General features: G+C 34.2%; 13 protein-coding genes. 1 reads left to right on the top strand and 12 read right to left on the bottom strand.

From position 1 onward, the window contains the following. Positions 1-102: 102 nt before the first annotated feature. From B2145_RS05710 to B2145_RS05665, 10 genes are all read right to left on the bottom strand, one after another. Positions 103-1,692 carry a T9SS type B sorting domain-containing protein gene (locus B2145_RS05710; protein ID WP_291099476.1) on the bottom strand — a complete coding sequence of 530 codons (1,590 nt, stop codon included), beginning with the start codon at positions 1,690-1,692 and terminating at the stop codon, positions 103-105. 262 nt (positions 1,693-1,954) lie between these two features. Continuing rightward, a complete protein-coding gene (secDF, locus tag B2145_RS05705) occupies positions 1,955-4,927 on the bottom strand; it encodes a protein translocase subunit SecDF (RefSeq protein ID WP_291099473.1) in 2,973 nt (990 codons plus the stop codon). A 223-nt stretch (positions 4,928-5,150) separates the two neighbouring features. After that, positions 5,151-6,086, bottom strand: coding sequence for a malate dehydrogenase (mdh, locus tag B2145_RS05700; protein ID WP_291099470.1), 936 nt, complete (start codon positions 6,084-6,086; stop codon positions 5,151-5,153). A 104-nt stretch (positions 6,087-6,190) separates the two neighbouring features. Continuing rightward, the gene (gene gyrB / locus B2145_RS05695) at positions 6,191-8,131 is read right to left on the bottom strand and encodes a DNA topoisomerase (ATP-hydrolyzing) subunit B (RefSeq protein ID WP_291099468.1); all 1,941 of its coding nucleotides are present in this window, start codon (positions 8,129-8,131) and stop codon (positions 6,191-6,193) included. 375 nt (positions 8,132-8,506) lie between these two features. Beyond that, entirely contained in the window at positions 8,507-11,839 is a 3,333-nt protein-coding gene (gene gatB/aspS / locus B2145_RS05690; RefSeq protein ID WP_291099465.1) for a bifunctional amidotransferase subunit GatB/aspartate--tRNA ligase AspS, read from the bottom strand. Continuing rightward, positions 11,839-13,236 (bottom strand): amidase, encoded by a 1,398-nt coding sequence (locus B2145_RS05685; RefSeq protein ID WP_291099462.1) that lies wholly within the window; start codon positions 13,234-13,236, stop codon positions 11,839-11,841. Before B2145_RS05685 ends, gatB/aspS begins: the two co-directional genes overlap by 1 nt. 1 nt (position 13,237) lies before the next feature. Next, on the bottom strand, positions 13,238-13,495 hold the full coding sequence (locus tag B2145_RS05680; protein ID WP_291099459.1) for a hypothetical protein: 258 nt from the start codon (positions 13,493-13,495) through the stop codon (positions 13,238-13,240). Positions 13,496-13,736: 241 nt separating this feature from the next. Continuing rightward, positions 13,737-14,459, bottom strand: coding sequence for an RloB family protein (locus B2145_RS05675; protein ID WP_291099456.1), 723 nt, complete (start codon positions 14,457-14,459; stop codon positions 13,737-13,739). A gap of 2 nt (positions 14,460-14,461) precedes the next feature. Continuing rightward, the gene (locus B2145_RS05670; protein WP_291099453.1) at positions 14,462-15,673 is read right to left on the bottom strand and encodes an AAA family ATPase; all 1,212 of its coding nucleotides are present in this window, start codon (positions 15,671-15,673) and stop codon (positions 14,462-14,464) included. Positions 15,674-15,778: 105 nt separating this feature from the next. Further along, the gene (locus B2145_RS05665; protein ID WP_291099450.1) at positions 15,779-16,228 is read right to left on the bottom strand and encodes a hypothetical protein; all 450 of its coding nucleotides are present in this window, start codon (positions 16,226-16,228) and stop codon (positions 15,779-15,781) included. Between the two features lie 217 nt (positions 16,229-16,445). On the opposite strand from B2145_RS05665, the gene B2145_RS05660 reads away from it, so the two are divergent. Next, positions 16,446-16,991, top strand: coding sequence for a DUF2911 domain-containing protein (locus B2145_RS05660; RefSeq protein ID WP_291099448.1), 546 nt, complete (start codon positions 16,446-16,448; stop codon positions 16,989-16,991). 92 nt (positions 16,992-17,083) lie between these two features. Here the strand turns inward: B2145_RS05660 and B2145_RS05655 are convergent, their stop codons facing one another. After that, positions 17,084-18,898: a TonB-dependent receptor gene (locus B2145_RS05655; RefSeq protein WP_291099446.1), complete on the bottom strand. Its 1,815-nt coding sequence runs from the start codon at positions 18,896-18,898 to the stop codon at positions 17,084-17,086. Positions 18,899-19,019: 121 nt separating this feature from the next. After that, positions 19,020-22,034, bottom strand: coding sequence for a tetratricopeptide repeat protein (locus B2145_RS05650; protein WP_291099443.1), 3,015 nt, complete (start codon positions 22,032-22,034; stop codon positions 19,020-19,022). Between the last annotated feature and the right edge of the window lie 155 nt (positions 22,035-22,189).

The raw sequence follows: 22,189 nt of genomic DNA, 5'->3' as shown, positions 1-22,189 counted from the left end.
CTAAATGAAATATACAGCGGTATTACATGGAGAATTCTCCAAAAAAGTGATTCAGAATATATTACATAGAAAAAAAGCCCCGATTTTGGGGCTTTTTTCTATTTATCTTTTTAATGAAAAATGGGATTTGAATTTTTTGACAGTATTTTGCTCCGAGTATTCAACGGTAAACCAATAATCGGTTGCGGGCATTGGTTGTCCTATATAATTTCCGTCCCATCCAGGACCATTTGGACTAATATCTTTCAATAATTTGCCATAGCGATCAAATATATAAATTCTGGAATCCAATTGGTCTTTTAAGCCAAAAATATTCCATGTGTCATTATAGCTATCCCCATTTGGAGTGAAATATTTAGGATAATTGATAACCAATACATTATCGTTAGTTAATTCACTACAACCATTTACATCTTTAACTGTTAATGAATGCGTTCCTGAAGCCACGTTTTCGAAGACAGGACTTTCTTGAAAGGGGTCGTAATCTAATTGATATGAGTAGTTCACTCCTATTGGATCTGTGACGGTGACTATCTGATTTTTTACAAATGCATCAGTAATGGTCCAAACCAAACTCAAAATTGAGTTTGATGGATTAACCGTAACGTTGATAGTTTTATCAGTTGGCGTACACGGCTGACCTGAATTTGGAGTAAAAGTATAAGTGTCATTATTCATATTATCAACGGTTAGCGGATTCCAAGTTCCGGTAATACCATTAGGTGAAACGTTACTTAAAGGAGGAGCAGGATCACCAGAACAGATTGTAAAATCGGTGAAACTAGGTTCAATAGGTTTCACCGTCACACTCAATGGTGTTGTCTTTGCACAAGGAAATAATATTGGGTCTGGAGTAAAAGTATACGTTTTTGTACCCATTGTTGAAGTATCAACTGGTAAGGGACTCCAAGTTCCCGTAATTTGAGGTGTGTTTGTAGAAGTTGTGGGTAAAACTGGTGGCACATCATTTAAACAATAGGTTGTTTGTATTGGACCAAATGTTGGAGTTGTAGTTGAAGCACCACAAGGAACACTACAAGTCATTTTTAGTGAAGGTACACAGGGATGCGAAGCGGAAGTCAATGTTAATTCCACGGATTGTCCAGGCAACAAATTCGTAACTATATAATGTGATTCGTTATTTGGATTAAATTCAGTAACTGATGTGCCTCCTTGAATAGAATAAGTACAAACATATGTCTGTGAAATAAATGCATTGTTGTTTGCCCAATCAAATAAAACTGAATTATTAATTGTAGCTGGCGGATTATAATCTAACGAATATGTTGGAATCTGTGAAGAATCACATCGAAAATTTAAAATAGTAGCCCCATTATCAGCTTCTACTTTGACATCAATTGGAACGCGAATACTTTCAACATTCGCAATAGTTTGACTAACATAATATGTTATTGTTGAACCAATTGTTGTTGTATTTGGTGTTGGCGCTCCAGGTAGTGCTACTCCACCAGCTAGCAAAGTATACCAATTCAAAACTCCTCCTCCTGAAGGAATTGCCGTTAATGGTTTTGAACAATTTTGCCAATAAGTAACTGGTGAATAAACTGTTGGCGGAGATGGAGCAAGATTCTCACTTGCGCAACTGCTGATGCTATTTTTAGCGAAAGCACTTGCATTCGATAAAGCAGTAATCAAAAATAGAAATGCTAACGACTTGATAATTTTTTTCATTTTCGTAGGTTTTAGTTTGCTTTAAATCGAGGGGGCAATTATAGCAATATTTAGTAAAAATATAAAATTTGAAACTTTAATAAAATTAATTATTTAATTATTGTCAAGTCCAGAAAAAAATTGACTTATTATAGGATGATGCGAATTTTAAAGAATTGGCAATATAAAAAAATATACCACTTGAAATAAAACCGCAATTCTGGCATAAAAAAAGACCCGAATAAAATTCGGGTCTTTTATAAATATTTAAAATAAAATGATGTTACGCATTATGCGCTTCTTCAATTCTTTTATGTTCCGCTTTTGACATTGTATCACATAAAACAGGAGTTGCGATAAATAATGAAGAATAAGTTCCTACAATAATACCTATCAGCATCGCGAAGATAAATCCACGGATAGACTCACCACCAAAAACAAACATAATCATCAATACCATAATCATCGTTAAAGACGTATTAATGGTTCTCGACATCGTACTGTTAATGGACTGATTTACTATACTATTGAAATTACCTTTTGCTTTTTTACCGTCCAAGAATTCTCGAACTCTATCAAATACAATTACGGTATCATTCATAGAATAACCGATAACTGTCAGAATCGCAGCGATAAAGTGCTGGTCGATTTCCATACCAAAAGGCATGTATTTATAAAGTAATGAGTAAATTCCCAATACGAATATAACGTCGTGAATAACAGCGGCAATCGCCCCTAAACTGTATTGCCATTTTCTGAAACTAATTACCAAATATAACCCAACAATAAGCATTGCTCCAAGAACTGCCCAATAAGCATTGGTTTTAATATCCTCGGCAACTGTTGGTCCCACTTTAGAAGCTTGCACTATACCATACTTCTTACCTTCATAAGAATTCACAAATCTATCATAAGTTAATCCTGCAGAATAGTGTTTTTTCAAATTATCGTATAACAATTTGTTTACTTCTTGATCTGCCTGGATTCCGTGTTCTTTTACTTTATATTTTGTGGTAATTTTTAATTGATTGTCTTTACCAAAAACTTTTACTTCGGCACTACCATCAAGTACTTTTGCTAATTCTGCCTTTACTACTTCAACTTCAATAGGTTTTTCGAAACGAACTTGGAAGGTTCTACCACCAACAAAATCAACACCTTGATCCAAACCATTTGTGGCTAATGAATAAATACTCACAATTGTAACAATTGCAGAGAATAAATAAGTCCATTTTTTGATACTCAAGAAATCAAAGTGGAAATTGGTAAAGAAATTTTTAGAAAATCCGGTAACAAATGATATTTTTTTGTTTTTACTTATGCTCCAATCAATAAAGATTCTTGCAATAAAGATAGAGGTAAATAAAGAGGTAATAATACCAATTAACAAAGTAGTGGCAAAACCTTTTATTGGTCCTGAACCAAAAATAAATAATACACCACCAGTCAAAATGTGAGTAACGTTGGCATCAATAATAGAACGCATTGCTCCTTTCCAACTATAGGAAGTTTTTACTGCTTCTTCCAGCGTTTTACCTAAACGCAGTTCCTCTTTTGCCCTTTCATATATAATAATATTCGCATCAACGGCAGTACCCATTGTTAAAACAATACCCGCAATACCAGGCAGTGTAAGTACCGCACCTAAACTTGCCAAGATTCCAAACAAAAATAATAAGTTGACTGCCAATGCTATATTAGCATACCAACCCGCTTTTCCGTAATAAACCATCATCCAAAGTGACACCAATAACAACCCAACAATTGCAGAAGTTGTACCATTATCAATCGCTTCTTGACCTAAGGATGGCCCAACCACTTCTGACTGAACAATATCTGCGGCAGCAGGAAGTTTACCTGCTCTTAATACGTTAGCTAAATCTTTAGTTTCTGTAACATCAAAAGTTCCAGAAATTTCTGATCTACCACCCGAAATTGGACCACTGGAAACACCTGGAGCAGAATATACAATATTGTCCAGAACGATAGCGATATTGCTTTTTTGTGTATAAGCTCTACCGGTCAATTCTTCCCAAGCTTTTGCTCCTTGACCGTTCATTTGCATTGTAACAGCTGGTTTTCCTGATTGATCGAATGAATCTTTGGCATCGGTTACCACACCACCACTCATGGCGGCTACATTGTCTCTATTTCCTTTTAAAGCATATAATTCAACCGCATCGATATCTTTTCCTTTTATATCTTTAAGAGTAGTTGGTTTTCCCCAAACAAATTTTGCATAATGCTGGTCTGGCGTCAATAAAATTCTGATGTCTGCTCTTCTTAAATAACCACCGACAACGGCAGTATCTTTTGGAGAGAAAAGTCCCAAAACTGGTCCACCACCTTGTTGAATAATTTTATCAAGTATAGGATTATTTCCTTTTTTGGCAGAAGTTGTGTCTTTTTTATCTGTTAATAAAGCACTTAAAGTATCTTTTACAACCGTTTTAACTTCTGGAGTTTTGATTTCGGTTTTTTTCAATGCCTCGTTTGCAGCCATTAAAAAGTTACCCATTTCATCTATTTTGTAGGTTTCCCAAAATTGCAATTGAGCTGTGCTTGATAATAATTTTTTAGCACGATCCACATCTTTTGCGCCAGGAAGTTCAACAAGAATTTGACCTGAATTTCCTAATTTTTGAATATTAGGTTGAGTTACACCAAATTGATCTATACGTTTTCTTAAAACTCCAAAAGCACTATCAACTGATTCATCTACTTTTTTACGAATTACTTTTTGCGCTTGAGCATCGGTCATTTGAAAATCAATTCCACCTTCACCTTGCAAAGTTCTGTTGGCAAAAATATCAGGCGAAGCCAGTTTTACGTTTCCTTTTGAATTAGCTTCAAAAGCTTCGAAAAAAGCATCGATATACGTTTGATTTCCTTTTTGATTTGCGGTTGCATCGGCCAAAGATTTATTAAAAACCGGGTTTTTAGAATTATTGGATAATCCTTTTAAAACATCTTTTACCGATATTTGCAGTATTACATTGATACCACCTTCTAAGTCAAGACCTTTGTTGATTTGTTTGTCTTTTACTTCATTGAAAGTAAAATTGGTAAATCCAAGATTGAAAACATTTTCTTTACCAATGGAATCTAAATATTTTACTTCTTTTTCAGGATTTCCACCAGCAAAAGATTTTGCATCGCTTTTTATTTTACTTGAAACGAAAGTGAACGAAAGTTGGTAAACGCTTACCAATGCAAATAGAATTGCGAAAAATTTAATAAGTCCTTTATTCTGCATTATTACTAAAAATTAATTATTTATTGTATTTATTTTTGTTTCAACCCTTATAAAATAAGCCATAACATCCATTTTTGTTGAAAAATAAACCGTTATGAATTACATCATCTTTTTTAAACCGAGCAAATATATAATTAACGCAAAGATTAACCAATTTATTTATTGATTAATGTCAAAAAAAAGACTGCAATTATGCAGTCTTCTTTATTTTATACCTAAATTATTATGCTAAAACTGATTTCAGATCAGCATTCATATTTCGAACTGCCACTGCACTTTTAGCAAAAGCTTCTTTTTCAGTATCGCTTAATTTAATATCAAGAATTTGTTCGATTCCGTTTTTACCTATAATACATGGAACACCAATGCAAATATCGTTTTGTCCGTACTCACCTTCCAACATTACAGAACAAGCAATCATTTTCTTTTGGTCATTTAGGATACTGTCCACTAGATACGCTACCGAAGCTCCCGGAGCATACCAAGCCGATGTTCCTAAAAGTCCAGTTAATGTAGCTCCACCAACCATTGTATCAGCAGCAACTTTAGCTAATTCTTCTTCTGAAAGAAATTCAGAAACCGGAATACCATTATAAGAAGCCAATCTTGTCAACGGAATCATCGTAGTATCTCCGTGACCGCCAATAACCATTGCCGAAACATCGTTTGAGGGTTTGTCTAATGCTTTTGACAAATAATATCTGAAACGGGAACTGTCAAGTGCTCCACCCATTCCTATAATTCTGTTTTTTGGCAAACCTGTAGTTTTTAACGCTAGATAAGTCATCGTATCCATAGGATTTGAAACTATCACGATAATGGCTTCTGGCGAATGTGCCAAAACATTTTCGACAACCGTTTTTACAATTCCTGCATTGATACCTATTAATTCTTCACGCGTCATTCCAGGTTTTCTTGGAATTCCAGACGTAATTACAACCACATCGCTATTGGCTGTTTTTGAATAATCATTGGTAACACCTGTTACCTTGGTATTAAAACCTGTATTAGTGGCACATTGAGAAATATCCATCGCCTTACCTTCGGCGAAACCTTCTTTAATGTCCAATAATACTACTTCACTTGCAATTCCTCTATAAGAAATTGAATCTGCACAAGATGCTCCCACATTCCCTGCTCCTACAATTGTAACTTTCATTTTTTATTTTTTTTAATTCGTTGATGTTTTTTATCCTCTCCCCAGCCCTCTCCAAAGGAGAAGACTAGGGTTAATTTGTTTACTGCTTCAACTGATTAATTGATTTATGCATCAATATTGGCATAAACTGCATTTTTCTCGATAAATTCTCTTCTTGGTGGCACTTCATCCCCCATTAACATTGAGAAAACTCTATCCGCTTCGGCAAGACTATCAATATTTATTTGACGTAACGTTCTGAAACTTGGATCCATTGTGGTTTCCCATAATTGTTCCGCATTCATCTCTCCAAGACCTTTATAACGCTGAATTGCTGCACTTCCGCCCATTTTTGCATTGGCAATATCACGTTGATCATCTGTCCAAGCGTATTCTTTTTTATTTCCTTTTTTTACTAAATATAAAGGCGGTGCCGCAATATATACGTGTCCTTCCTCAATCAATTCTTTCATAAAACGGAAAAAGAATGTCAAAATTAAAGTAGAAATATGACTACCATCAACGTCGGCATCACACATAATGATTACTTTATGGTAACGTAATTTTGAGATATTCAAAGCTTTACTATCCTCTTCTGTCCCAACGGTTACGCCAAGTGCCGTAAATATATTTCGAATCTCTTCGTTTTCAAAAACTTTGTGATGCATCGCCTTTTCAACATTCAAAATCTTACCTCTTAAAGGCAAAATAGCTTGAAATGCACGGTCACGACCTTGTTTTGCCGTTCCACCTGCCGAATCTCCCTCGACAAGATATACTTCACATTTTGTAGGATCTTGCTCGGAACAATCGGATAATTTTCCCGGTAATCCACCACCGCCCATTACGGTTTTGCGTTGTACCATTTCACGCGCTTTTTTGGCAGCGTGACGTGCTTGGGCAGCAAGAATCACTTTTTGGACAATAATTCGAGCGTCATTTGGATTTTCTTCCAAATAATTCTCAATCATTTCACTCACCGCTTGACTTACCGGTGCAACTACTTCTCTATTTCCTAATTTTGTTTTGGTTTGACCTTCAAATTGTGGTTCTGAAACTTTTACCGAAATAATAGCCGTAAGCCCTTCACGGAAGTCATCTCCGGCAATTTCGAATTTCAATTTGTCCAACATTCCAGAGGCATCTGCATATTTCTTCAAGGCTCTGGTCAAACCAGTTCTAAAACCTTGTAAGTGCGTTCCTCCTTCGTGAGTGTTGATATTATTTACGTAAGCAAAAATATTCTCGGTGTAACTTGTATTGTAAATCAAGGCAACCTCAACTGGAACTTCCCCTTTTTCAGAATTCATTGAGATTACGTGAGAAATAATTGGCTCCCGATTGGAATCCAAATAACGAACGTATTCTTTTAAACCTTCGGTAGAATGAAAAATTTCTGAAACAAAATTTCCGTCTTTGTCCACTTCTCTTTTATCCGTGAAAGTGATGGTGATTCCTTTGTTAAGATAGGACAATTCACGCATTCGAGACGATAAAGTATCGTAAGTAAACTCGGTTGTTTGGGTAAAAATAGTTGGATCTGGATAAAAAGTTACGATTGTTCCTCTTTTTGTAGTTTCCCCAATTTGTTTTACAGGATATAATGCTTTTCCTCTTTCGTATTCTTGCTCATACACTTTTCCGTCTCTGTGAACCGTGGCTCTCAAATGTTTTGACAAAGCATTTACCACCGAAACACCAACACCGTGCAATCCACCAGAAACTTTATAAGAATCTTTGTCGAATTTCCCCCCGGCACCAATCTTGGTCATTACAACCTCAAGCGCAGAGACACCTTCTTTTTTATGTATATCCACCGGAATTCCACGTCCGTTATCTTCAACGGTAACCGATCCATCCTCATTTATATCAACTCTTATGGTGTCGCAATGTCCTCCCATCGCCTCGTCGATTGAGTTATCGACAACTTCATAAACCAAATGGTGCAAACCTCTTACACCTACATCTCCAATGTACATAGAAGGACGCATTCTTACGTGCTCCATTCCTTCCAATGCCTGAATACTATCTGCTGAATAATTGTCCTTTTTGATTTCTTCGCTCATATATCTTTATTCTAAAATGTATTTTTTGTATAACAAGCAAATATATGAAAACACATACCATTTTATAGCTAAAATTGTGTTTTAAGTTGGTAAGTTATTAACAAAAAAAGTCAATTTCAATAGTAATTTCAATAGTAATTTCAATGGCAATTTCAATGGCAATTTCAATGGCAATTTCAAAAATCAATTGCGATAGAATATAAATGAAAAACTAGGTTAAAAAAGAACTATAATTTCAATACCAAAAATCAATTTCTAAAAAACTAGTATAAAAGACAAATTTCCAAAACAACCATTTAAAATGCAGTTTTGGAAATTTGAAAAATTAAACAATTTCAATTATTTTTTTATTTTGCCATTGAAATTGAACAAACCCTATTTTCTCATAATCCTCACATTCATTTCTTCTACCTTTTTATCCGATAAAAGAGATGGTGCTCCAAATAATAAATCTTCGCTAGAACCCGTTTTTGGGAAAGCCATTACTTCTCTAATGGATCCTTTTTTCTCTAAAATCATCATCAAACGGTCAATTCCCCAAGCAATTCCTCCGTGTGGCGGTGCACCGTATTGAAAAGCTTTGTACATCGTTCCCACACTCTTCATCATTTCTTCTTTGTTGTAACCCATATTTCTATAAGTCGCTTCCAGAATCTCCGATTTATGTGCTCGAACAGATCCTCCTCCAATTTCGTAACCATTTAAAATTATATCGTATTGTTGCGCGATAATTGTTCCTATTTCTTCTTCAACACCATTCATATGCTTTTGCAAATCGTAAATAGCTGGCATAGAGAAAGGATTGTGTGTAAATGTCCATCTTCCTTCATCCGTTTTTTCAAACATTGGAAAATCAATTACCCAAGCCGGACGTAATTCCTTCGGATTAATTAAGTGCAATATTTTACCCATTTCTTGTCTAACAGCGTCTAAAGCTTTGTTTGCCGTTGCGTAATCTGCTGCTGAAAAGAATACAATATCACCTACTTGCGCATTGGTTACTTTGATAATTCCTGCGGCAATATCTTCACCTAAAAACTTAATAATTGGTGATTGTAATTCGTCTTCATTTACAATAATATAAGCCAATCCACCTAAACCGTGCTGTTGAGCAATAGCGGTAAGGTTTTCGATTTGACCTTTAGACATACGCTTGTTTCCTTGCTCTTTAGCCGAAACCTTGATACATTTTACAATTCCACCCTCTTCAATAGGCTTACTAAATACCTGGAAAGTGGTGTCTTTTACAATATCTGTAATGTCTTGCATTCGTAAGCCGTATCGCAAATCAGGTCTGTCACAACCATAGAAATCCATTGCGTCTTTATAGGTAATCACTTCAAAGGGACGCAAAATCCATTTGTTGCCGTATATTTTCTTCACTACTTCATTAAACATTTTTGTGTTTAAATCTATAATTTGTTGCATACTTGCGTAGGCCATTTCTAAATCCAATTGTGTAAACTCTGGTTGACGATCTCCCCGAGAATCTTCATCTCTAAAACAACGTGCAATTTGGAAATACTTTTCATAACCACTCACCATCAACATCTGTTTGAACTGTTGAGGCGCTTGTGGAAGCGTATAAAAGAAACCTGCTTGCTTACGTGTAGGAACAATAAATTCACGCGCTCCTTCATCGGTTCCCGCACTTAAAATTGGTGTTTCAATTTCTAAAAATTCTTCCGTATCTAAAATGTCACGCAATAATTTAATTACTTTATGACGGTTTATAATGGCTCTTCTTACTTCTTCATTTCTGTGATCTAAAAACTTGTATTGAAAACGAACTGCTTCGTTCGTTTTTGCAGCTCTTTTGATTTCAAAAGGCAATGTTTTAGACAAATTTAAAATCTCTAATACCGAAGTTTCCAATTCAATTTTACCAGTACGCAAACCTGCATTATAATCATCTTCATTACGTCCAACTACAATCCCAGTTACCGAAATTACCGATTCCGGTTTTAATTTCACTAACTCATCAATATTAGGAAATGATTCTCTACTGATACGTACTTGAAAAATCTCATAACTGGAATCTCGTAAATCTATAAACATCAATTCACCGTGGTCACGCACACTGGCAACCCATCCAGACAATATCACTTCTTCTTGGATAGTTGAATCTGATAATTGCGAAATTTTATGTGTTCTATACGTATCTTTTATAATAATAGGAATTTCAGGAAGCGATTCTTCTTGACTTTCTTTATTCTCAACAATTGTTTCTTTCGAAACTTTTTCAGAGGCTTGCTCCTTTTCTAAAACAGCAGCAGCTCCTAATTTATCTAAAATAATATGACGAATTACTTTTCCATTCGCTCCTTTTCCAATAACACCTAAAACCTTTCCAACTAAAATACCCGCTTTTCCTTGGTCTCCTGCTTTAATATCATTGGCAACAGCTTCATTTTCTGAAATTATTTTAGCAATAACTTCTTGAATTTTTTCTTCTGAAATGGTATTTTCTTCAAAGTATTTGTTGTAGTCAAAAGTTCGATCTTTTAAATAAGCTGTTATCGCATTTTGAACTAAAACAGCAGTGATTTTTTCGGCTTTAAATAATTTGAAAATATCGGTTAAATGGGCAATACTATGGATTTCAGCGTAATCTTCGGCCTTTATATTGTTTGCCAACGTTTTAGCCACAAACGAAGGATCTTTAATTTCGTTATTTATTTCTACAAATGTTTGCGAACGCAACTTATCTGCCGTGAAAAATTTGGCATCTTGTGGCAAAACGCCACCGCTAATCAAAATAGATTCAACAGCGTATGGTAATGCGCTTGTATCCACTTTAATCGCTTCAATTTCAGCTTTAATATTTACAAAAGGCAAATCTGGCTCAGAAATAAAACGATAATCCGCTTCAAATTCTTTTTTACGCATTACTTTGGTTTGCTTTAAATCAGCATCCCACAAAACCGTAGTTTGATCCGGTCTAAACTCTTTATGCTCAATAAAATAATTGAACTGTTTTTCCACCTCTTCTTTCAAAGCTTCGACCATAAACTTAAACGAGTTCAAGTTTTTGATTTCAGTTCTTGGGTTTAATTCGTAACTATGTTTTTTGCGTAAAGACACAGAAACATCCGATTTAAATTCTCCTTTTTCAAGATTCGCTTCAGAGATTCCTATGTTTTGAACGATACGATGAATGTATTGTGCATAGGTTGAAGCATCTTCAATATTTCTGATACAAGGCTCCGTAACAATTTCAATCAATGGCACACCTGCTTTGTTAAAATCGACTAACGAAATCTTCTTTTCATGCACCAATTTTGCAGCATCTTCTTCAATATGAACCTGTGTTAAATTTACGGTAAATTGAGAGCCATCATTTCGGTAACAAGATACGTGTCCGTCAGGAATTATCGGATTGTGAAATTGCGTTATTTGTATATTTTTTGGATTGTCTGGATATTCGTAATGTTTTCGATCCCAAGATATTACTTCATTACTAAATGACGAACCCACGGCTTTTCCAAAATAAATAGCTTTTATAATTGCTTCTTTATTTAAGGCGGGTAAAACGCCCATTTGTCCCGTACAAACCGAACATATATTTTCGTTAGGTGTTTCTATTTCTTGATTTGGACAAGAACAAAACAACTTGGTTTTGGTATTCAATCGAACGTGTGTTTCCAGTCCAATTACCAATTCTAAATCGTGGGCTTTTAAAGCCGCAGTTAATTGCTCCAATTCCATTATATCGTTTCTTTTAAGAAGTTAGCAAACTTCAACACTAATTCATCATTATTTTTTGCTGCAGTAATTTGCAATCCGGTGCTTGTTCCTTGTGGTACAGTTAAAGTTGGCAATTGCCCTAAACTAAAACCAACCGTATAGGCATCTGATAAATACATAGCCAATGGATCTTTTAAACTGTCTCCAATTTTAGGAGGAGTACTTGGTGTAACTGGCGATAAAATAATATCAACTTCTTGAAAATCTTTACTGAAGTTTTCAGAAATTTGGTCTCTTAAAGCCAATCCTTTTAAATATATTTCATCCGAAAAACCTTGTGACAATACTTGGTTTCCACCTACAATTCTACGTTTTGTTTCTTCTGAAAAATTTTCAGAACGAGTCACAGCATAGGTTTCAATTAAATTCTCTGCTTCAATACGGTTACCATAATTGGTACCGTCTAAACGAGATAAATTCGAAGCTGTTTCTGCCATTGCCAATGTATAATAAGTTGAAACTAAAATATCGGATTTGAAAAAATCCAATTCTTTTACCGCAATTCCTTTGGCTTTCAGTTTTTCGATAGTGGTTAAGAAATCAGCTTTTATTTGACTATCAATTGCATCACTTTCAATAAAGTTTTTGAAATACCCAATTGTTTTCACAGTTGAAGTTACAATCGCATCTTCACTAATTTCTGTTGAAGTAATTGAAGTTTGATCTTTTGGGTCTTTCCCGCTCATTACATTCAACACAATTCGAATGTCTTCAATTGATTTTGCCAATGGACCAACACAATCTGTAGAAGATGCGTAGGCCATGAGACCAAATCTGGAAATTCTTCCGTAAGTTGGTTTAAAACCATAAATATGGTTGTACCCAGCAGGCTGACGAATCGAACCTCCAGTATCTCCACCAATTGAAAACGCAGTATATTCTTTTGCAACATTAACTGCAGAGCCTCCACTTGAACCTCCAGCAACTAATGCTGGATCGATAGCATTTTTTACAGCACCAAAAATCGTGTTTTCGCTAGAAGATCCGTGTCCAAAACTATCACAGTTTTCTTTCACTAATGGAATAGCGCCTGCATCCAATAATTTTTGAATTGCAGTAGCTGTGTAAGGTGATTTATAATTTTTTAACATATTAGAACTTGCAGTAGCGTAAGTTCCTTGTAACATATATACATCTTTAATTCCAAAAGGAATTCCTTCTAATAAACCTATTGTTTCACCGTTTTCAATTTTAGCATCCACCTTAGCAGCTAATTCTAAGGCTAAAGTATCTAATAAAGAATTTACAGTGTTGTAGGTATTTTGTTGAAGTAAGTCTAATTTTTCTTGTACCAAAGCAGTACAAGTTATTTGTTTTGACACCAATTGTTGGTGTATTTTTTTTATTTGAGATTCCATTTTATCCTTCTATCACTTTAGCAACAACTAAAAAACCATTTTTCTTGTTCGGGAAGTTTTCTATAATTATTTGTTTCTCAATAGCCGAACTCTCTATCACAACATCTTCTCTTAAATTACTTACAGACACACAATTATGATTGACATTATTTAAAGAATTATTATTTGTTGGAATTGCATTTTTAATTACATCAAATAATTTGTTCACGGACTCTGAAGGCTGTGCTCCTTTAATACTCGACAATATGTCGACTGTCATTGTTTTGTTCATAATTTTATTTAGTTTTAAAGTCAAACTTTTAAGGTCGCGAATTTACGAAAAGTTTTATTAGGGATTTCTATTTTTTAATGATTTAGATGGTTTTCAACCAAAGAATACACTAATTTAACATTATGTTTAATTTTGTTATAATATGTGATATTGTTGTGAAATGCAGTCAGGCACAGAAGAATGATACACAGATGAAACAGATGCAAGCATCAAGGATTTTAAGAGATTTTTATTCGCTTTTTTGTTTTATTTGTTCATTCAACGCTTCTGAATCACCATTTAACTCTTCAACTAATAAATGTACTCTTGTACAAGGATTATGAATTGCAAAATTGTTGCAATTATGATTTAAAATCAACTTTTTAGCATAAGTTATGGCTTGTTTTTGATTTCCATACTTTTCTAAAATAGAATACATTTCAGCACTATTCTTTTTATATTCAAATTTTTTAGGTTTTTTGCTTTTTGATTGAGCAGCAATTTTAGCATTTATTTCATCTTCAATCACTTTTTTATAGTTAGCTCTTGACATTGAAGTATTTCTATATTGAAAATGCAACAAATACCACAATTCAAAAGCTTCGTTTGACCAACCAACTTTTATATCATTATTCTCAGCCAATTCAATTGCTCCATTAAAATTATTTGGACTAAAGCTATCTCTATCAAAAACAGCCCAAACACTATCAGGTTTTTGACTCGAATTATTTCTTGCCTTAATAGTTCTTTTGACTAAATCTTTAGTATTTGAACCTTCTCCCAAAGTCTCAATGGTATAAACAAATGACTTTACATTTGTTTTAAAGGATTTGAAATAATTAGGTTCTGTTTTTTCGCCCTCACAAACAATTAAAAAGTAAACTCGAACTTCTCTCGTTTTTTCTTTACGTTTCTTTTCTACTCTTGCAGTACGTTTTAAAACAGCATTATCAATTTTTATGATATTTGCCATAACTATACTTCTTGAAAGTTTGAAATATACGGAATAGCACCATAACGTCCTCTTATATAATCTTTTTCAAAACTTCTATCACTCCTGACTGTTTTACCATTCTCATCTTTAAACTCTAGCAAAGAATACATATCCGTAGATTCAATCTTGTCTTTCTCCGTAAACCAAATTTGATCTCTTCTGAACAAATTCGCTCCTAATAAATTAGTATCGTGAGTTGTAAAAATCAGTTGTGCATTTTTAGGATTCGTTTCCGGATTATTAAACAATTTAATTATTTCTTGAGTAAGAATAGGATGTAATTTTGAATCTAACTCGTCAATTATTAAAACCAATCCTAGTTGAATTGATAAAAGAACAAAGCCTGATAAATCGAAAATTTTATTAGTCCCAGATGATTCTTGATTACTTAAATTAAATTCATAATTTGAAACTACACTACCCTTATTATCGTATACATTATGCAATGTTCTCACTCTATTTCCAAAAGCTATATCCTCTTTTTGTTCAAGATTAAAATTTTCAAAACCTAAATCTAATTTTTTGATAAAAGTATTTAATATTCCCCGATCTCTATCATTGTCACACATCATATTAGTTGCAAACACACTGCTGCCATGCTCTAATCCTGATCTAACATATAACTTAGAGATATTCTGCATAATTATTTTTCCAACTTCAATATTAAACTGATCAACTAAAGGAAGAAATAATCCATTATCTCTTGCTTTACTTTCCAATCCTTTTGCTTCTTCAAAAATATCGGCAACACCAATTCCATTAATTTCACGAACAAAATATAATTCTTCTTTTTTTGATTTTTCATCCAAAATAAACAACCATTCAGAGTGAATTTTATCACTATCAATTTCAAAACCATAACGATATCTCTTATTTGATTCCGTAAAAAGTATTTCAAAAAAAGAAGGTAGATTTTCAGTTTTAGTATTTAACAAAAACGGCTTTACATTTAATTTATCAGTGGAATTAAGCTTTGATGAATTCTTTATAGTTTCAACCATAAAATCCAAAGCTTTAATAAAATTACTTTTACCGCTTGAATTAGCGCCATAGATAACTGCTGAACGAAGGACTTTGTATTTTCCTTCTTTCACTACATTTTCTTTAAGTTCAGAAATACTTCCTGCTTCTAAACTAAAGGTTTTATTGTCTTTAAATGATAAAAAATTCCCGACTGTGAATTCTAACAACATAACTTCTATTTTTTTTATTTTGAGAAAAAATCTCAAATTATAAGCAAATGTAATTATAAAATATTCGTAAATATAACAATTTGAGAAAATTTCACAAATTTATAACTATAAAATTTCCTCGATTGTGTAAGAAGTAGTATTAATCTCAAACGAAAATCCAACTTCATTCCCCATTAATTTATTGCCCAAAGGAGATTGTGGAGACAAGGCAATGATGTTAATTCCTTCGACATTAATTTTTGGAAGCGCCACGCTTAAATACAAGTATATTCCATTGGCTTTGACCAAACTTCCCAAAATAATAGTTTTGGCAATTGTGGCTGAATCAATTTTGTCTAAAACATTTTTCTGTTCCAAAACTTCTCTCAATTTACGATTGAGTTTTTCCTGCTCGATGTGCATCATCGACAAAGCCGTTTCGTGTTTGTCGCCGGCAGAACCTTTGGCGTCATTCTTAGAATCTTCGGTAAGTGCCACAATCATATCCTTGAAAACATCGATTCTGTCTTGGACTAATTGCTGATAATGCAGATATATTTTTTGTTTGAAAGTCATATTTTTTTATTGAAAACAGATTAATGAAATAGATTCCCCAAAAACAAGGACGACTGGCATATTCATCATAAAAGTGAACAAAGTTATGTTTTTATTATAGAGTCTCCCCATTATTATATCCCTACTTAAAGAATTAATTCAAAAATTTAACACGATTTTTTAACTTTATAAAGACACAATCTATAATTTTAACATCCTAACCTTTTTAATAGAAACTATGAAAAAATCGACACTCGTTACCACAATTATGTTTGCATTTACGATGCTTTTGTCTTTTAATGCGAATGCTCAAAAATTTCCCGACCTTGACAAAAGCCCAATGGATATAGCTTCCTATCCAAACGATTATAAAATCCCGTCAAAAATAGTAAAAGTTACTTACAGCAGACCTCAGCTAAAAGGACGAAGTCTTAGTGAGTTAACTCCATTCGGAAAAGTTTGGAGAACCGGCGCTAATGAAGCAACTGAAATTACGTTCTATAAGGATCTTACTTTTGGACAAACCAAAATTCAAGCAGGTACCTATACTTTATATACCATTCCTGATAAAAATAAGTATACCATTATCATCAATAAAGACCTAAACGTTTGGGGAGCCTATTCTTATAAACCAGAAAATGATGTTGCCCGATTAACCGTTCCCGTAACCGAAGTAAAAGAATCACTTGAAGCTTTTTCAATGGTTTTTACCAAGTCTGACAATGGAATAGTACTTAATTTGGGTTGGGATAAAGTTAGAGTTGCTGTTCCTTTCACAGAATAAGTATTCTTTATACTAACGAAAAAAGGCTTCTAAAACGAAGCCTTTTTTCGTTAGTATAATTTTTTAGAGTCAACTTAAAAAAGTTAAATCTGTTAAAAATCAAATTTATAATTCGCTCCTAAAACTACCTGAAACCCCTGAACCGGATAATTCAGCCATTTTTCGTAGGTTTTGTTTGTAATGTTATTGGCTCTCAAAAAGGCAGTCAATCTATCGCTGTATCTAAACCCCAAATGGGCATTTACATCGAAATAACTATCCAAAGTAATTGGAGTATTAACAATAGGCACAATAGAAATAATATCCATATTTATTTTTAAGTCTTTTCGTTCACCAACATAAAACACATTAATTCCCGCATACCATTTTGAAGTAATATTAAAATCCAGGGTAGAACTCAACTTAATTGCCGGTAAATTCCAAGGTTTCGCTTCATTTTTATTGGTATAACTGCTAAAAGTTCCATTGATTCCAAAAGTCACCTCTTTCGAAAAATCAGCTTTTAATTCTCCATAAAAACTCAAGGTTTTCATATCATCATAAACCACTTGCATCGAATTTCCAAAAGTGTAATTTTCACTAGGATTAATTTCGCTATAATCATTGCTTTTAAATAATGCTTTATTCCTTTCATTAACATAAGAACCACGGATGTTGTAACTCACATTATTGATGATTTTTCCTTTCAATCCAGCAAAAATATCATATTGTTTGTCCGTTGGTACGATGTTTAATGTTGGTGACAAAAATGGATTTAAGTTAACAAAATCCGAATAGGAGTTTTGTCCCAAATTTCCTTCGGCTCCTGCATAAAAAATCATCAAATCACCAACAACTTTGTAGGAAGCATTAATTTGCGGATAAACATAAAATTTATTGCTACTGTTTTGATTGTCTATGCTATAAAACAAACCAGCTCCTAAATGTACCGTCCAATCGTCTTGGTTCATCACAAAACTAGGCGCAATACCAATATTGGTATACCCATATTTTATTGGGTTTGTATTGGTGTTCCAATAGTCTTTTTTAAAACTGCCTCCAAGATAATCAACAATTACATTCGTTTTTATTTCCTTGTCGTCGACATCAAATTGAAACGAAGGCTTCACATAAAATCTGTTTTCCGAAGAACCATAAGCATCCGAAAAATGATCGAATTTCACGCTTGCTTCCTTTAAAAAACTTTCATTAAATTCTATTTTGCTTCCCAAATAAATGGTATTGTAGCTTTGCTGTGGATTGATTCCTGCAATCAAATTAGCTCTATCATTTGGAGTTAACGCACTTCCGAAACCTGTTGGCAAACCATACCAATTATAAATCTGGTTTTGGTAACCCAAATCAACATTCCAAGACAAATTTTTCTCGTGAATTCCATAAGTCAAATCAATAGAAGTGTCATAAAACTTGTTGCTTAATTCTACCCCTTTTATGGAACCTTGCGAGGAAAGATGGCGAAACATTCCTCCCACATAGGAGTTATTATCCAAATCTTGATTTACGAATAATTCAGCATTTACAATTCCGTAATTTCCACCACCGAAAGTTGCATAATTTTTGAATAAATGCGCTTGTTCCTCTTTTTCGACACCTTCGGCTTTTCCCTTGGATGGCGTAAAAGTCGAAGCCACCGGAAAGGAAAAAATCGTGTATTTTATGATTTCCTTTTTAGTATTTCCTTCGTCGTCAAGAACGGGAGTTTCCTTTACTTTGAAAGCATCCGAAATTGTAGGCGTGTAAGGCTTTACCACATTTACCACTTCTGTCCCAATGTTTTCTTCCTTTTTTTGAGCGAAAGAAAATTGGACAAATAAAAGCAAAATCCCCACCCCTCCCGATAGCCATCGGGACCTCCCCAAAGGGAAGGGAGTTGTTTGTATATAAAAATTTCTTGTATTTAATTTCATATTTTTTGTTTTTTACTCTCCCCAACCACGCCAATGTGTGGAGTCGAAAGCGGCTAATTGTTGTATTGATTTATATCGTTAAACCCTTGAATCTATTTTCTATATTCTATTCTCTTTTCTCTTAATTAGTTATTGACGAATTCGTTTTGGCTTCTTCATTTTTAATGCTGTCCAATTCCGTTTGGGCTTCTAAAACTACATCAGGAAAATCAGTGAAATTTTTTATCACATTGTCCAAGATATAAGTCGCCTGAAAACTGTCTTTCAATCCATAAAAATTCTTCGCCATCAAGATCAATCCTTTGGCTCCAAAATATTTGTAACCAGAATAATTCTTGGCCAATTTTTGAACCACCGTATTTGACGCTTCGAATTTTCCATCTTTATTTTTAAAATAAGCATCATAATATAAAGCTTCGGCAGCTAATTCTCCTTTGGCGATGGTTTGCAATTTGGCGTAAGCCGAACGCGCTTTTGTTTCATTACCTGTTTGTATGGCAGCACGGGCCACGATGATTTGCGCATCGCTTTTTACATTATCATCCGTTTTTGGGTTTGCCAAAACTTTCTCGGCATAAACCACCGAATTATCGTAATCCTTCCTGTCGTAATAACATTTCATCAAATTGGATTGTGCAAAGGTCTTGTTCTGCGGGAAATCGGCTTCTGTTTCTAAACGGGACAACACCGGAATTGCTTCAGAATAATCATTCGTTTTTAAGAAAATCTGTGCCAATCGCGCCAAAGATTGTTCCGTAAATTCACTTCGTGGTTCAGCAATTATATATTCATAATTAGCAACTGATTTGCTTTCCTGCGCATCAGAAAAATAGGATTGTGCCAGATAGAAATTGGCTTTTAAGGCGTGAATTCCATTAGGAAATTTGGAAACATAGCCGCTTAATCCTGAAATAGCTTGCTTAGTATTGTTTTGCAAATATTGTTTTTCGGCAGCTTCATAGGTATCATTATCCAAATCCGCATCGGTTACCGCCACAAAATCCAAGGTGCGAACCCAAGTCGCATATTCGTCAACTTTGCCATTATCTACATAGATCAATCGCGCAGTGGCAACGGCTTCGAGTGCTTCGGGAGTTTTGGGAAAATCAGCAGCCACTTTCTTGAATTTAACCAAAGCTTGTTCATCTTTATCCGAATTATAATAAATTAATCCTTGACGCAAAATTGCTTTCGAAGTAAAAGACCCTTTTTTAAATTCAGTATTTAAACGGTCGTAGGTTTTTATGGCAAGATCTTGTTTGTTCTCGGCAACATAGGTATTTCCAAGTTCGAAAAAAGCATCATCACGATAATCCGATTTTGGATACAACTGCAAAAAAGCATTGAGTTCTTCAATCTTTCGACTATTCTTGGAAAGAAATCCATAGCAAATTGCTTTTTGGAAATACGCATAATCGGCATCTACACTTTTCAAATCGATTACCTTATTGTAGGCTTCCAAAGCTGGCGTATATTTTGAATTCACAAATCTACAATCCGCCAAACGCAAATAGGAATCATTCAGACGCACTTTGTCGTCCTTCACTTTTTCAATCTGATTTTCAAAATAATTTCCTGCTTGATCATACTCTTTTAACTTGAAATAGGCGTAGGCAATATTGTAATTGCTGTTTTTATATTCCGACGTTTCCTTGGCTTGAGCCAAACCTATAAATTGTTTGTAGCTCAACACCGCATTTTTGAAATCCCCCAAAACATATTCTGTTTCTCCTTTCCAGAAAGTGGCGCGAGCCGTGAATTTGGCATCTCTTGGTTCATCAATAGATTTATCAAACATCGACGATGCTTCCTGATATTTCCCGTCAGTATATAATTCTAATCCGCGATAAAAAGTCACTTTTTGATAGGCCGATTTATTTTCGGGTGATTTATTCTTTTCCAATAAAACCAAGGCTTCCTTATAATTTTTGGATGAAATATACGAATCTATCAACAATTTTTCAATCTCTGATTTGTTGGCGTTATTCGGATATTTTTTCAGGAAACCCATCAAAACCGACGGAACATTTTGATAGGAATTCCCAATTTCATAGCTCAATTTGGCATAATTCAAACTCGCATCTTCTTGAATAGAAGCGTCAAAATTCATTTCGGAAGCGTTTTTGAAAGCGTTTAATGCTTCTTGTTTTTTATCCAATTTCAGGTAACTTTCACCCAAATGATAATAAGCATTCTGGGCCACAAAATCTTTTCCGCCAATGATTTTATTGAACTGGGAAATGGCGTTTTCAAAATCATTTTGCTTGTAATAAGCATAACCCAATTGGTAAAAATCGGTATTGTTCCACCTTCCTTTTTTGCCTTTATACAATGCCAAATAGGGAATGGATTTATCGTACATTTTCAAATTAAAATAGCTTTCTCCAATGATTTTATTCAATTCCGACTTTTCTGAAGGATTGGATTTAACCATGGCTTTTTCTCCCAAATCAATCGCTTTTTGGAAATTTCCCAACTTAAAATTCATATCGGCTTGATAATAGGAAAGCTTTTCCTTGTACTTTTCTTCGCCGGAAACTTCGTCAAAATACTTGGTGGCTTGTTTGTAATCATCGCCTTCATAAGCCATAAAACCCAAGTAATACTTGGCTTGCGAACCATATTCGGCGGAGTTTACCACTTTATTCAAATACGTTATAGCTTCCTTTTTATTCTTGGAACTAAAAAAACTGTAGCCTTTTTGGAAATTAAATTGATCTCGATTACTATAACTCAAATTGCTTTCATCCACTTTATTGAACCACCGCAAAGCTTGCGGGTAATTTCCTTGCGCGAAGTAATATTGTGCCACTTCCACATAAGCCTGATTTTGTTTTATGCTCGTGGGATAATCGGTAACAAAACGTTCCATCAATTCATCGGCATTAGTTTGATTGGTGCGAATGGCACAATTGGCAACATAATAGGAACAGTCCGAAAGCAGTTCTTCATTGGTCGTAGCCGATTTCACTTTTTCAAAAATAATCTGTGCAGAAGCGTATTGCTCATCGTTATATAACGAAAGTGCTTTGTCGAAATCTTTGGAATCGTGGGTGTAAATTGCTGATTTTTGGGCCGAAATGGAAAGGGTTCGAATGAAAATTAACAGAAAGAAAAGCCAAGAAAGTTTACGCATTGTGGTTTTTATTTAATAATTCAAATGTATCATTTTCTAAAGTCTATAACGGATAGAAAATCGTTTTTATTATGAATAAAAATTTTAACAAACCGTAAAAAATTAATAATTGCTTTGCCAGTTCGCAAAAAAAATTTTTTTTTTGCTCGTGTGAT

Origin of the sequence: Flavobacterium sp. UBA5153 (assembly GCA_002413745.1) — a bacterium.
Lineage (GTDB): Bacteria > Bacteroidota > Bacteroidia > Flavobacteriales > Flavobacteriaceae > Flavobacterium.
Note: the sequence above shows the minus strand (reverse complement) of the source record. Positions and strands in the feature narration are given on the sequence as shown.

Coding starts and splice junctions, on each gene's coding strand:
- B2145_RS05710 (WP_291099476.1), bottom strand. CDS start 1,692: ATGAAAAAAATTATCAAGTCGTTAGCATTTCTATTTTTGATTACTGCT.
- secDF (WP_291099473.1), bottom strand. CDS start 4,927: ATGCAGAATAAAGGACTTATTAAATTTTTCGCAATTCTATTTGCATTG.
- mdh (WP_291099470.1), bottom strand. CDS start 6,086: ATGAAAGTTACAATTGTAGGAGCAGGGAATGTGGGAGCATCTTGTGCA.
- gyrB (WP_291099468.1), bottom strand. CDS start 8,131: ATGAGCGAAGAAATCAAAAAGGACAATTATTCAGCAGATAGTATTCAG.
- gatB/aspS (WP_291099465.1), bottom strand. CDS start 11,839: ATGGAATTGGAGCAATTAACTGCGGCTTTAAAAGCCCACGATTTAGAA.
- B2145_RS05685 (WP_291099462.1), bottom strand. CDS start 13,236: ATGGAATCTCAAATAAAAAAAATACACCAACAATTGGTGTCAAAACAA.
- B2145_RS05680 (WP_291099459.1), bottom strand. CDS start 13,495: ATGACAGTCGACATATTGTCGAGTATTAAAGGAGCACAGCCTTCAGAG.
- B2145_RS05675 (WP_291099456.1), bottom strand. CDS start 14,459: ATGGCAAATATCATAAAAATTGATAATGCTGTTTTAAAACGTACTGCA.
- B2145_RS05670 (WP_291099453.1), bottom strand. CDS start 15,673: ATGTTGTTAGAATTCACAGTCGGGAATTTTTTATCATTTAAAGACAAT.
- B2145_RS05665 (WP_291099450.1), bottom strand. CDS start 16,228: ATGACTTTCAAACAAAAAATATATCTGCATTATCAGCAATTAGTCCAA.
- B2145_RS05660 (WP_291099448.1), top strand. CDS start 16,446: ATGAAAAAATCGACACTCGTTACCACAATTATGTTTGCATTTACGATG.
- B2145_RS05655 (WP_291099446.1), bottom strand. CDS start 18,898: ATGAAATTAAATACAAGAAATTTTTATATACAAACAACTCCCTTCCCT.
- B2145_RS05650 (WP_291099443.1), bottom strand. CDS start 22,034: ATGCGTAAACTTTCTTGGCTTTTCTTTCTGTTAATTTTCATTCGAACC.